This is a genomic window from Virgibacillus dokdonensis, from assembly GCF_900166595.1.
In the GTDB taxonomy this organism is placed as follows: domain Bacteria; phylum Bacillota; class Bacilli; order Bacillales; family Amphibacillaceae; genus Virgibacillus; species Virgibacillus dokdonensis.
Genome location: NZ_LT745762.1, coordinates 304,520 through 318,239 on the forward strand (window position 1 = coordinate 304,520; position 13,720 = coordinate 318,239).

13 protein-coding genes are annotated in these 13,720 nt (G+C 35.9%); 6 read left to right on the forward strand and 7 right to left on the reverse strand.

Annotated features, from left to right (window positions below):
- The first annotated feature begins 212 nt into the window (after nucleotides 1-212).
- Entirely contained in the window at nucleotides 213-431 is a 219-nt protein-coding gene (locus tag B2C77_RS01790) for an MFS transporter (protein WP_077702126.1), read from the forward strand.
- Between the two features lie 389 nt (nucleotides 432-820).
- On the opposite strand, the gene bioB is transcribed toward B2C77_RS01790, so the two are convergent.
- On the reverse strand, nucleotides 821-1,813 hold the full coding sequence (gene bioB / locus B2C77_RS01795; RefSeq protein WP_176087258.1) for a biotin synthase BioB: 993 nt from the start codon (nucleotides 1,811-1,813) through the stop codon (nucleotides 821-823).
- A gap of 525 nt (nucleotides 1,814-2,338) precedes the next feature.
- Here bioB and B2C77_RS01800 point away from each other — a divergent pair.
- Entirely contained in the window at nucleotides 2,339-3,583 is a 1,245-nt protein-coding gene (locus B2C77_RS01800; protein ID WP_077702127.1) for a dicarboxylate/amino acid:cation symporter, read from the forward strand.
- A gap of 141 nt (nucleotides 3,584-3,724) precedes the next feature.
- Here the strand turns inward: B2C77_RS01800 and B2C77_RS01805 are convergent, their stop codons facing one another.
- From B2C77_RS01805 to B2C77_RS01825, 5 genes are all read right to left on the reverse strand, one after another.
- Nucleotides 3,725-4,924 (reverse strand): transglutaminase-like domain-containing protein, encoded by a 1,200-nt coding sequence (locus tag B2C77_RS01805; protein ID WP_077702128.1) that lies wholly within the window; start codon nucleotides 4,922-4,924, stop codon nucleotides 3,725-3,727.
- Between the two features lie 198 nt (nucleotides 4,925-5,122).
- Nucleotides 5,123-5,533, reverse strand: a complete 411-nt coding sequence (locus B2C77_RS01810) for a thiol-disulfide oxidoreductase DCC family protein (RefSeq protein WP_073011643.1) — start codon at nucleotides 5,531-5,533, stop codon at nucleotides 5,123-5,125.
- Nucleotides 5,517-6,479 (reverse strand): HTTM domain-containing protein, encoded by a 963-nt coding sequence (locus B2C77_RS01815; RefSeq protein WP_101933079.1) that lies wholly within the window; start codon nucleotides 6,477-6,479, stop codon nucleotides 5,517-5,519. The genes B2C77_RS01810 and B2C77_RS01815 overlap by 17 nt, the downstream gene beginning before the upstream one ends.
- Nucleotides 6,480-6,570: 91 nt before the next feature.
- Complete coding sequence (locus B2C77_RS01820; protein WP_077702130.1) at nucleotides 6,571-7,224, reverse strand: DUF5819 family protein; 654 nt, start codon at nucleotides 7,222-7,224, stop codon at nucleotides 6,571-6,573.
- Between the two features lie 80 nt (nucleotides 7,225-7,304).
- Complete coding sequence (locus B2C77_RS01825; RefSeq protein ID WP_077702131.1) at nucleotides 7,305-7,646, reverse strand: hypothetical protein; 342 nt, start codon at nucleotides 7,644-7,646, stop codon at nucleotides 7,305-7,307.
- A 975-nt stretch (nucleotides 7,647-8,621) separates the two neighbouring features.
- Here B2C77_RS01825 and acsA point away from each other — a divergent pair.
- The 4 genes from acsA (at nucleotide 8,622) to B2C77_RS01845 (ending at nucleotide 12,685) form a co-directional block, all read left to right on the forward strand.
- Nucleotides 8,622-10,331, forward strand: a complete 1,710-nt coding sequence (acsA, locus tag B2C77_RS01830) for an acetate--CoA ligase (RefSeq protein WP_438272954.1) — start codon at nucleotides 8,622-8,624, stop codon at nucleotides 10,329-10,331.
- 71 nt (nucleotides 10,332-10,402) lie between these two features.
- Nucleotides 10,403-11,266: an aminoglycoside phosphotransferase family protein gene (locus B2C77_RS01835; protein WP_077702133.1), complete on the forward strand. Its 864-nt coding sequence runs from the start codon at nucleotides 10,403-10,405 to the stop codon at nucleotides 11,264-11,266.
- 157 nt (nucleotides 11,267-11,423) lie between these two features.
- Complete coding sequence (locus B2C77_RS01840) at nucleotides 11,424-11,963, forward strand: nucleotidyltransferase family protein (RefSeq protein ID WP_141130652.1); 540 nt, start codon at nucleotides 11,424-11,426, stop codon at nucleotides 11,961-11,963.
- Between the two features lie 113 nt (nucleotides 11,964-12,076).
- Complete coding sequence (locus B2C77_RS01845; RefSeq protein WP_073011630.1) at nucleotides 12,077-12,685, forward strand: class I SAM-dependent methyltransferase; 609 nt, start codon at nucleotides 12,077-12,079, stop codon at nucleotides 12,683-12,685.
- A gap of 229 nt (nucleotides 12,686-12,914) precedes the next feature.
- Here the strand turns inward: B2C77_RS01845 and B2C77_RS01855 are convergent.
- Nucleotides 12,915-13,720, reverse strand: an 806-nt coding sequence (locus B2C77_RS01855) for an IS30 family transposase (protein WP_077702136.1), incomplete at its 5' end; no start/stop codon positions are given.

Genomic DNA, 13,720 nt, shown 5'->3' on the forward strand with positions numbered 1-13,720 from the left:
CTCTGTAAAAAAACATTTATTTAACGTCAGGCATGAATTTTTCATTTTCTACTTTCCTCATATTATCATTTTTTTTCGTTTGTACAACTGAAACGTATACGAGTTAAGTGAATTTATGCTGGGCACATCAACCACTAGGTATTCATATAGTAAAAATAAAATATTAAAAATGGGAGGTTATTCTACTGCCATTATATCAAAGTTATCTTTCTATGTTTCTCCTATTTTGGTGTGCTCTCGTTGTTGTCTCCGCCGTTTATATCGTTATTCCAATTACAGATACTTTAACAAGCTATTTTACAATTTCTGCACAAGAAGCTTCTTGGATAAGTAGTATTTTTTCGGTGTTTTATGCGTTCGGCTTCTTAGTATTTGCACCGTTATCGCAAAAATATGGAAAAAAACAAATAATCGTTATTGGCTTCCTTTGACCTTAGTAGTAAGGAAAGACTAGCAGCTTCTTCGCTTTATGCATTTGTCTTATTTATTGGCGCTTCTCTCGGTCCAATTATTTCACTTTTCGTTGTTGATATTTGGGGGAGAACGGGAACACTGCTATTTTTACACTATAGGAAAGTATAAAAGTTTAAAGGTTTATAGTATAAGAAAAACTACGCCTTTCGCCATCAGGGCTTGGCGATAAGCCAAGTTTTTCTAAGCTGGGGTTATAGCAATTTCTCTATTTATAGCATGGTGCAAGTCTTTTTATCATTATTAGGGAAATATAAAGTTTTTTAGTTTTAGTATAAAAAATGGCATAAACGATAAGTAGTACGCGGGGGCTGTTTGCTTATCGTTTATGCCGTAGCATGCATTTGCTTTAGACGGGTACTTCGGAATTCACATCATCAATTTCAAAGCCAAGATCTTTAAGCATTTGATAATCTTTTTTTGCCACTTGTCCAGTAGTTGTGAGATAGTCTCCTATAAATATAGAATTGGCTGGGTATAAGCTAAGCGGTTGCAAGCTTCTTAAATTAACTTCCCGTCCTCCGGAAACTCTAATTTCTGCTTGGGGGTTTGTAAAACGAAATAGGCATAGAACTTTTAAGCAGTAGAGAGGCGTAAGCTCATCTGTACCTTCTAAAAGGGTTCCTTCCATTGCGTGTAAAAAATTCACAGGAATAGAAGCAGCCTTTAGTTCTTGTAAGGCAAATGCCATCTGTATAACATCTTGTTTCGTTTCTTTCATTCCGACAATGATGCCTGAGCAAGGAGAGATACGCGCTTCCTTTACTTTGTTTACAGTTTGTACACGATCATCGTAAGTATGGCTAGTAGTTATCGTAGCATGGTGAGCTTTTGATGTATTAATATTGTGGTTATATCTGTCTACTCCTGCTTTTTTTAACTGTTCTGCCTGCCCAGGTTTTAAAATACCGAGACAAGCGCAAATTTTTAAATCATACTTGGCTTTAATTTCTTCGACAGCACCAATAATATGGTTCAACTCTCTATCTGTAGGCCCGCGTCCGCTCGCAACAATACAATATGTGCCTGCATGCAATTGACTAGCTCGTTCTGCTCCTTTTACAATCGAATCTTTGTCCATCATTTTGTATTTTTCAATTGGATTTGTTGAATCACGAGATTGCGCGCAATAGCCGCAATTCTCTGAGCAAGCTCCTGATTTTGTATTAATAATCATATTAAGTTTTACTTTATTACCGTAGTAATGCTTTCTAATCACGTAAGCACTGTGTAGTAATGGAAGTATAGCTTCGTCAGGGCAATCTAAAATGGCTAAACTCTCTCCTTCTGTTATCTGGTATCCTTCCAAAACAGCCTTTGCTAAAGATTGAAAATCTATCATCTTCTCTGTTTCATCCTCTCCTAAATATTTTGATGAAGAAATCCTAAAAAAACAAATTGTAAACATATATTTATATAGGTTAACAATAAAGATTTTATAAATTATTGTCAAGAATGCGCGTAATAAAAACGGCGCGTCAATTGGATTTTAAAAAGGATTTTTACTCGTTATGTATACGTTTAAATAGGAAAATAGGATTATCATCTACCTTACAAAAAAAAGGACTATTCAAGTAGTAAGAAAAATGATAAAATAAAAAAGCAACTCTATATTTTTTATACCTTTTGTAACACACTGCTCTGTATCCCATTTCTTTATTCTACTCATCTATATTTCATATAGGAAAACATGAAAAAAAGAATAAATCACTAGAATAATTCGTTTTTTAGTGGTAAATTACTGAGAAAGCGCATTCTTTTTCAAGAACTTTTAAGACATTTCAATTTTATTAGTTCAAGAATACAGATAAGTCTTAGCTTTCTGTTTATAGTAAACTGTTCACACAACAAGAAAGGAAGAATGCTTATGAGTTTAACCAAAAAAATATTACTTGCCTTACTATTAGGAATTTTCGCTGGAATAGGTTTAACTTTTGCTCCAGCAGAAGTGTTTACACCTATTGATATGTATGTATTAAATCCTGTTGGAGAAATATTTTTAAACTTAATTATGATGATAGTTGTTCCAATTGTTTTTGTTTCGATTGTGCTTGGAACAGTTGGATTAGGTGACCCTTCTAAATTAGGAAGAATTGGGGTACAGACGATTAGTTTTTATTTAGTAACGACAGCAATAGCGCTAGTAATTGGATTAGGAGTTGGAATAGTACTAGAGCCAGGTGAAGGAGGGAATTTCTCCATAGATGATGCTTCCTATGAAGAAGAAGCAGCGCCACCGATTATGGATACGCTTGTGCAAATCATTCCCGAAAATCCAGTAGAAGCACTATCAACAGGAAATATGTTGCAAATTATTGCAGTTGCCATTTTTGTTGGAGTTGCACTAGCTATGTTGGGAGAAAAAACGAGTGGAATCAGAAATTTATTTGAGCAGGCCAATGAAATATTAATTTATCTTGTGAATGCGATTATGAAAACAGCTCCTTATGGGGCGTTCGCTTTAATTGCATCAGCAATTGGGGAAGCTGGTTTAGATGCAATAGGTTCCATGTTTATGTATATGTTGGCAGTTATTTTGGCTCTTGTTTTACACGGAGTAATTACGTACAGCATTGCTATTAAAACGTTAGGAAAAGCAAGCCCATTAAAATTTTATAAGGCGTTTTTTCCGGCAATGTCCGTTGCTTTTAGTACATCCAGTTCCAGTGCAACACTACCAGTATCTATGAAAATAGCGCAGGAAAAACTTGGTATAAAAAAATCGATCAGTAGTTTTGTGCAGCCATTAGGTGCGACGATTAATATGGATGGAACTGCAATTATGCAAGCAGTTGCTACGGTTTTTATTGCGCAAGTATATGCAGAACCGCTGGGCTTAAGTCAAATGCTAATGGTTGTTTTAACAGCTACACTAGCAAGTATCGGAACAGCAGGAGTCCCTGGAGTAGGGCTGATTATGTTAGCGATGGTGTTAAAACAAGTAGGTTTACCAGTAGATGGAATTGCTTTAATTATTGGGGTAGATCGGTTGTTAGATATGATACGGACATCGTTAAATATTACGGGTGATGCAGCGTGTGCGTATATCATTTCGGAAGACGATAAACGGAAAAATGGTTTAGATGAGGAACAAACGGAACAAACAGCATAATGAAACATTAGTTTTATGAGGCGCGTCTACGAGAAGGCGCGTTTTTCTGCTAGAGGAGAGGCGGCCTTCTATCACGACATAGATGCTTTTCGGGCAAATACATGGTGAAAGAGGCCTTCTCATGGAATGAATGACCCAGGTTTATAAAAGGGTAGACATTGCGCCCATACTGACTAACAGCATAATAATTCCAAAAAAAACGGTTGCAAACGAGAAGAATAGCACCCTTTCTTTTCTTATAACAAAAGATAGACAAAACAAAAACGCGGGAAATGGAAACAGAATACTTAGCAGATCCCAGTTAGTAGAAAAATAAAATATGGCAAATAGAAGAGCAATATATCCTGATATTGATCTAACTAGAAGTGTTAATTTTTGTTTTCCAGTTTCCTGAACATTCCATAGACCAAGAAAATTTTCCGTTTTATCTTTCAAGGGTTTCTGATCTTCATAATATAGGTACATAGGTTGGAAGTAAGGTATTTTATTCTGAACTAAATCTTTCCCCCAAATAAATGGCTCTCCTGCAATATTAAATGGGCTATATGGTTGTTTGTTCTGCACAATAACTTTTGGGTAAGCTGGTAGCGGCTGGTGTTCTATGTCAATAGAAAAAACAATGCGTTGATGCTCCGTTTTTCCAAAATATGTTTTCCAAAACAAAGTTTGAAATGGAGAGAAAAAATATCTCCATAGCTGTCTTTTTACTGTAGCAGCCATACTTGTATCGACAGGTATCCAACCTTCTTGTTCGAGATAAATTTCATTCCATACATGCGCCCGATGATTTCCACCTGTAAATGCCCCTACCATGATACGACAAGGAATTCCAACTGCACGACAAAGCGCTGCAAATAAAAAAGAAAATTCACCACAATCTCCTTTCTTACTTTTGAGGAAATGGGTAACTCCTCTAGCTTTTGGGGGGAATTTATATTTATAATTTTTGACGATATAAAAAAATAGTAGTTTGGCTTGCTCTTTTGGATTTTCCACCCCTTTAGTAACGTGGGAAGCAATGTCCTTTACTTTTTCGTTTACGCAAACCATAGGTGTGGATCTTAAATAATAATTTTTTTCTTCTTGTGTTAATTCGGGCAAAGTATCTTCCGTATTGTTTAACAATTGTATTTTATAAGAAGCTTTTATAGTTTCATTGGGTTTGATTTCATAAAAGCTAATTTGATTTCCAATTGTATCTTCATTTGTTTGACAAGGTGGCGTTTTCTTTTCGTTCATAACCTGCTGATGTTTCGTATCTGGTGGGGTTGCTAACCATAAATACACGTTAGCTGAGGTAGGATTTTTATATTGAAATGTATACACTACTTTATTGTCCAAATCTTCACCTGCTTTATTATTTTTATTTAGCGTATAAGATGCTGTGGACTTGCTTTAGAATTCATAAATAAGTACTAAGTAGGAACTAAATATCCAAAACACGGGGGGCCTTTAGGTCATATCCTTGGGCTACAAACAATCAGTGGAGGATGAAAAAGCCCCCACTGATTGAGATTTTATAGGTATAATCTGCAAACGTTAGCTTCTGTCGGGAAGTCTACAAAAATCACCTTCACAGCCCCCAACGGGAAGTATTTTTCGTTTACTTGCCAACCAGTCATATATTTTGGATCCTACTCCTATCCATATAGATAGTTGAAGAAAGGGAACAGCTATCCATAAAAGGGGAATTTGTTTAACTATACGAAATATACTATCTATACCTTCTTCTATTTTACCATCTTTTAATCGAATAGTGTGCATTCGTTTTTCCAATTTTTCATAATTTAAACTGTACTCATTTAGAACAGCCTTGTTTCTAGTAGATTCATATTGAAGACGACGAAAACAATCTAATCTTGCTAGTGTTTTCATACTTTTTGTACAAATAGGACACCAAGTATCATAAAAAACAAGGACATTGTTTTTTTTATTAGGCCTGTTCAACATGCTCAGCCTCATACTTTCTCCCCTTTCTTAGTTTCCACTTGGATGATAGATTTTTGATGATAGCATATGCCCAAGCATACTCTTTATCTTTTAGTAAAAGCAGTTGTATGGAGATCATTGTAGCAGAAAAAGTAAACAAACCCATGACAATGGCAATTCCGACGTGCATAGCGATAATATTAAAAATGGCAATATATTTGGTATAACGGTTAAATAATAAAAATGGGTAGGTTATTTGTGCAAAAATAGCTCCATATGCGCCAATTAGCAAGAGAATGTTAGATGATAAAATGAATTCCTTGAAAAATGGATGCGTATACTCATCGACCTGCAAGATATAGTAAAGCGCTGTCCCATTTTGCCATACCTCTCCCATGATTTTATGCATACCAGAAGTTAAGTACATAAAGGAAACTTGTATAATGGAGGCAAGAATAGCTAAATTATGAAAGCTATTGGATATCGGGGTTGCCGTGATGCTACTAGGTATTTTCTCTTTTCTCCTATAACGATCCAATGAAAAAAATGCTGTCGTATTTGCAAATAACAAATAAAACAGAATGATTCTCATTACATTGTCTCCACCGTCTAGAATTAAAACATTTACATGTTGTAAAGACCAAATAAAAACAAAATTTAAGATGGCTGTTAGTCGACCCATGAAACCTAAGGTAAAGAGCAAAGCGACTACAATGCCCATATGAAAAATGATTTCAAAGTACAAGATAGAATCATTTAATTGATACAAAGAAAAATTGCTAGTGGTGATTAGATTTTGCGTAAAAGTCTCGTGCTCCTGCATGCCATTTGGACCCCACAGAAATCGTCGTTGTCCATAATGAATAAAATAAAAATATAAAATTAATAGACCAAAAGCAATTCTGATTAAACTAGCGCCGATTAACATATGTTTTTGTGTAGTTAGCTTATTGTAAATAGTATTCAAAATTAAAATTCCTCCTCTTAAAAATGGTGGAAATAATGTAAGCTATAAGAAATAGTTTAAAATTGATGTAAAGAAAATGATAGATAAGTTATTAAAACACAGAAGAAACTGTTTCAAATTCCTTCCAATCAAATTCATGAATAGTTCTTTCGTTTTCAAATTTTGGATTGTTTTGTTCGGAAAAAGGTGTGGCTTTTGTTTCTCTTATGACAATTTGTGTGCGTGAGATATCTTTTTCAGGATATAAACTGCTTACATAAGATTGAGCATACCGGTTTAATATATTTATCCCATTCTCTTCTTGCTCCTTTGTCATTTCATTGTCTAGAATATAATCATACTCCTCTTTATTTAAATTTCTTTCTTCTACTTCTTGGGATAGTTTCCGTGTTACATCATCTTTTTGATACAGGGACATAAATGCGCCTCGTTGGATGCGCACTAAACGATTATAAGGAGTAAAGCGATTTTTATAGTTTTTTTCAATCATAAATGATGTTAAATTGGTCCATTCTGTTGTTTCGCCATTGGAAAATTGTGCACGAACTAGAAATTGGTTATTTGAACTTGCTGGATTTGGTGCGAATAATTTCCAGTTTTGTGAAAATAAAGGCTCCATATAGGCATTTACAATAAACCCATATTTGGCTTTTACTGGATTAAAAGGAGCTAAATAAATAGCGGTAAACATAAAATGTATAAAAAACAAAAAAGCCGAAAATAGAATGATTACTTTTTTTAACATAGGATCACCTCTATGAATTAGACGATTGTCCCAATTTGTGGGACAATCGTCTTATATTTTAGTAAAGGGCAAGTAAAGAATTATTGGTCAAAAACAATTTTGATATCTTCATATTCTGCATTACCTCTCATCTTCTCATCACTGCCGCCTAATTGTTGTTTAGCCCAATCATAAGCATCTGCACCAGCTTTGGCGGTAACTCCACCAACAAAAGCTGCACCCGCAACGGCTGCCCCTTTTAATGCATAAGCTCCGGCAACTGCGGGAGTAGCCTGAGGAGATACTTCTTTGTTGGTAGCCAATTCAGTTTGGACTGCTTTTTCGGTTTCAATATTATCTGTCCCAGCGAAGACAGAGGTTGTCGTTGTTCCTCCAATAAATAAACTTAATGCCAGTGCTCCGGTGATTAGCTTCTTTTTCATCAAATCATCCTCCTAATTAAATATAAAAACTAAAACAAAAGCAACAATAGCAACAATGACCAAAACTGTATATTTCTCTAAATTCTATTCATGAATCGCCTCCTTTATAGTTAAATAATGTAGGCATTCTTTGCACTATAGGAAGTATAAAATTTTTAGCGTTTATCGTATAAGAAGAACAAAGGCTTTCGCTATAAGACTTGGCATCAAGCCAAGTTTTTTTCTATTCTAAGGTGAATATAATGAAATTTTGAGAGATGACTTATTTTTATCCTATACGAACCCACCATGACTAGCATGGAGTGAACCACCATTTAGTATGAAAATGGATTTCTAGCTAAGAAGATGTTTTTTTATACAAAAGTATAAAATTTTAGGGTTTATAGCATAAGAAAAACTAAAAGCTTTTGCTAAAGACTTGGGGTAAGCTAAGTTTTTCTAAAATCACAAGTAGCTAGTCAAACTTAGTTAATAGGATATTCTTGGTAGGCTGAACGAAGGTGGATTATTTTATGTGTTAATTAATTCATAAAACAACTTGTCATAATATTAAGACTTATACGCTGCGATTACAAGTGCTATAAGTCCTGTTAAAAAAGCGGAAAAATCCCAATAATAGGTAAATGTTATTAAACGAAAAGGACTAGTCTGTCATTTATAAAGGGTGCTGGGGTTTCCGTTTTACACAATATTGACTAGGAAAATGATATAGCAAACTGGTCCTCCTCACTGGTATCTTAGCTTAAAAGTAAATATATCCGCTTTTTTCTCCATATAGATAGGCTGAAAGTTTAGATATCACTTTAAAAATGTCACAAAATGTTCTAAAATAATAGTAGTTACCAAAATGTTTTCATAATTTAAAAAAGTGCTTCCTTTTATTTCGAGTTTAGATTTATAGAAGGTAAACTGAAGTAAACAGCAGGCTGTTTGTAACCGATACCTTAAAACATAAGGAGTGGATGATACGTGGAAATGAAAAAAATCTCTCCTAGAGAGGGAAATCATAATTTAAAAGATTATAATCGTATGAAAGAATCGTTTACTTGGGAGAGCATAAAAGCGAATTTTTCCTGGTTTGAAACAGGGAAGGTAAATATGGCTTATGAAGCTGTTGATCGTCATGCTGATAACCCAAATAAAAGCAATCAGACTGCACTTTTATTTTCATCACCGGACCGTGAGGAGAAGCTGACATTTAATGATCTACGTCATGAGAGTAATAAATTTGCAAATGTATTACGGAAATATGGAATAAAAAAAGGAGATCGTGTATTTTTATTTATGCCGAGAACGCCAGAGTTTTATGCTGCTTTCTTTGGTATCTTAAAAGTTGGTGCCATTGCAGGACCATTATTTGAAGCATTTATGGAGCAGGCAGTTAGAGATCGTCTTCAAGATAGTGAGGCGAAAATGCTGATTACAACGCCTGATTTATTGGGGCGCGTACCACAAGCTGATTTACCAGCACTTGAGAAAATTGTTTTAGTTGGCAATTACAAGGAGAAAGTTGAATCATACATTCATTATCACGAGGAAATGAAAGCCGCTAGCGATCAAACAGAAATGGAATGGGTTGATCTAGAGGATGGTATGCTGCTTCATTATACCTCTGGATCTACTGGAAAACCAAAAGGGGTCTATCACGTGCATCACGCAATGATACAGCACTATGCAACGGGCGATTGGGTGTTGGATTTAAAGGAGGACGATATTTACTGGTGTACTGCTGATCCTGGTTGGGTGACAGGCACAAGTTATGGCATTTTTGCTCCTTGGCTTCATGGCGTGACGAATGTCGTTCGTGGTGGTAGGTTTACGCCTGATGATTGGTACCATACACTTGAAAAAAATAGCGTTTCGGTATGGTATACAGCACCAACTGCATTACGTAAGCTCGTTAGTGCGGGTAAGGAGACAGTTGAAAAATATGATCTTTCTGCATTACGTCATATCTTGAGTGTTGGTGAACCTTTAAACCCAGAAGTAATTTCATGGGGATTGAAGGCCTTTCATCTTCGTATTCACGATACATGGTGGATGACAGAAACGGGAGCACATATTATTGTGAACTTCCCATCTATGGAAATAAGGCCTGGTTCAATGGGAAAACCGCTACCAGGAATTGAAGCATCCATTGTTGATAATGAAGGAAATGAATTAGCCCCGTATCAAATGGGGAATTTAGCCATTAAAATAGGCTGGCCATCGATGATGCGCGCCATTTGGAATAACCCTGGAAAGTTTGAAAGCTATTTTATCCAAGATTGGTACGTGTCTGGCGATAGTGCTTATAAAGACGAAGATGGTTATTTTTGGTTTCAGGGTCGTTTAGACGATGTCATTAATACATCGGGAGAACGAGTAGGCCCATTTGAAGTAGAAAGTAAGCTCATTGAGCACCCAGCTGTTGCAGAAGCTGGTGTAATCGGCAAACCGCATCCAGAACGAGGAGAAATTGTTAAAGCCTTTATTACATTAAATGAAGGTTATAAGGATTCAGAAGCTTTGCGACAAGAAATAAGGCAGTTTGTGAAAACAGGTTTAAGCGCACATGCTGCTCCTCGTGAGTTAGAAGTAAAAGATTCTATTCCGAAAACGCGGAGTGGAAAGATCATGCGGCGTTTATTAAAATCCTGGGAACTCGGATTGCCAACAGGCGATACATCTACATTAGAAGAATAAGAGGTAACAAAACTGGTTATCCCACAGTTGGATGACCAGTTTTTATCGCGCTTGGAAAAAGGAGGGATTTGATGTTATATCGTGTCATCCAAAAATTTGGATTAGATGTATTACAATGGAATGAGGTTGACGACTCACATAGCTCAACCGTCTATCAATGTACTTTGTTACATGGTGAAAATGTTTATTTAAAAATTCCTTTTACAAAGTTGAAGTTCCAACGTGAGTTATCAGCTTATGAAATTTTACAAGGAAGTGTTCCAATTCCTTATTTGATAAATTATTGGTCGGGTGATGAGGAGTGTCCTGGTGCTTTTTTAATATCTGCATTAAAAGGAAAACCTTTAACAGCGAAGACAACACCAACGGTAGCTTACCAAGTTGGGACGCTTCATGCTAAAATGCACTCAGTTACTCCTCCTACGAACGGTGATTTCATAGGTATAAACAACGAATTTGACAACTGGTCTAACTTTATTGAACGTCAGTTTCAAAGTTTCGCTGCAGATGTAAGAGATATTTTGGATGAACGATTATACGAAAAAGCTATTGAAAAATATAAAAAGATGAAACAACAATTGCCATCTCCAGATGGTCCAAGTTTTGTACATATGGATTTTCGCCCAGCAAATATCATTGTTCATGATGGTAGCGTTTCAGGAGTAATAGATTTTGAAAGTGCAAGGTTTGGCTCAACAGAAATAGATTTTACTAAGCTGTATCGCGATATTTTAAGTTTGGATAGTAGTTTGTATCAAGCATACAAAGATGGCTATAACAGTATTCGACCACTAATTAACTTAGAGGAAGTATTACCTTTTTATCGATTTACGGATGCTTTTAATAGTATCGGTTGGTGTAAACGTAGAGGAGTGGAAAAAAACGCTCTGTTTTTAGAGGAAAACATAGCTAGATTAAAAAAGTGGGTACTATAAAAAGCAAGCAAATTATTGATCTATTAAGCTCGAAACCAAGAATTACAGAATTTTGTTTGATACTATGGAAAAAAAGAAGATAGAAGTTTGAATGTAGATATTTATATTGATTTACAAGTAGAAGGTGAACCATTTGTTAGCAACGAAACAAGATATTATGAACGCTATTGGGCAAGACGTTGAAATGATGACGGTATTAAAAGCAGTTATGTCACTTGATTTACCAGATTGCTGGGTATGTGCTGGTTTTGTAAGGACGAAAATTTGGGATACATTGCATGGAATAGAAAAGACACCACTTCCTGATATTGATGTCATTTATTTTAATCATCAACACACGGCAGAATATATAGATAAACAATTAGAAGAGAAACTTCATCATATTTTGCCTGCTCTTCCATGGTCGGTGAAAAACCAAACAAGAATGCATACTAGAAATCACGTTCCACCATATCTTTCATCCGAAGATGCTATCGCAAAGTTTCCAGAAACTGCAACTGCATTAGGGGTAAGACTAGATCAGCATGAAAATGTTATTTTAACAGCCCCACATGGCATAGAAGATGTTCTTCAGTTAGAAGTAAAACCGACTCCGTATTTTTTGCAAAACGAGAAAAGAATGCAAATCTATCGACAAAGAGTAAGTAAGAAGAATTGGCAATCTACGTGGAAGAAGCTAAAGATTTATGTAACATAAAAACAATAGAAGCCCCTTTTATTTCGCATCTTGTGCTTATCTGTTACATTACATATAGGGGTATTTTATGATATATAACTACTTAATCGATAATGAAGCAAGGAGAGGAAACAATGTCAAAGGAATTTTGGGATGAAAGTTTCTCAGAAAATGAGTTTGTGTATGGCAAAACAGCAAATGCGTTTATTCGTTCCATGAATGAGATGCTTGCAGCAGGTTTGAAAGTAGCCTGTTTTGCAGAAGGGGAAGGTAGAAATGCGGTATATTTAGCAGAATGTGGGCATCATGTAACAGCATATGATCAATCCACGGTAGGGCTTAAAAAAACAACCCAACTAGCTCAAGAAAAAGATGTAGCTGTTCAAACCGTAGTTAAAGACCTTACCACAGAAAGCGTACCTGTGCAACAATATGACGCTGCTTTTATGGTGTTTGGGCATGTTCCTAGAGAAAAGCAAGTCTTTTTTATTAATAATATGTTGAACTCGCTCAAAACGGGTGGCTATCTCCTATTCGAAGTTTACTCGGAGGATCAATTAGCATATAAAAGTGGAGGGCCAAAGGAGAAATCGATGTTATATCGTCCTGTAGATATGTTGAACTGGTTAGATGGTCATAAATGGATTCATTTTTATTATGGAGAGGCCGAACGACATGAAGGAAAGAGACACTCAGGTCTGTGCCATGTTGTGCAAGTAGCCGTTCAGAAAACAGCTCGGTAGGTTGGTGAGGGTTAATGGATAACACACTGACTGAGCTTGTGTTATCCATGTGTTATTTCCTTTGCTTCAACGATAGAAAAGCTGGAATTTTAGGTTTTATTCCGAATACTGTAGTAAAATTACTCCTTCAAGATAAGTCTAAGAGGACGATAAAAGAAACTAAGTTCCTAGGATATTTAGATCACCGCTATACTATAGCAAAGGGTAAAATTTTTTAGGATTTGATTTGTCAAATTAAGCGAGACAACATGCTTTTATCAAAATCCTGACCGACATAATCTATGAAACACTCCATTGGTGTTTTGTATTTCAATGATTTCCTTGGTATGTTATTCCGTCGGAGTGCAACCTCAGAAATATACTCTTGTGACACAGGATTAAAGTCCATTTCTTTTGGTAGCCCATTCTTTCTCAGAAGACCGTTGGAATGCTCATTTAGCCCCCTTTGGGATGGCGTTCCAGGATCTGCAAAATAAATATCAACATCTTGTTCATTGCTGATGGATTTCCAATTGGAAAACTCTTTCCCGCAGTCAAAGATAATGGACTTAAATAAGTGTTTTGGTAATCGCTCAAACCATTGATTGAGCGATGTTTCAATATTGGTTGCCTGTCTACCAGCTGGTTTAATTGCGATGATGCATTTTGTTAAACGCTCAACAAGCGTGATGACAGCGCTCTTGTGATGACGTCCCACAATGGTATCTCCTTCTAGATGACCAAATTCTTTCTTGTAATTTGGGTGATCGTGATCACGATCAAGGATGGTGCGGCGAAATTTTTGTTTTCCTCTTCTTTCCTGGTGACCATTTGGTTTGCGTTTGCCTTGCATAGGTAAATCATTTTGGTTAAATTCGCCTGATGAAAAATTTCGATAAAGCGTGCGCATGCTGCAGGAGATAGTCTTTTCGTTTCGTCCGATTATTACATCAGGCGTCCAGCCATCGCGGACTTTTTCATGAATATAGGCTTTTTCGTTAGGTGTTAATTGAATCTTTTTACGACCACATGTCGCTTTATTCGCTTGATATTGTA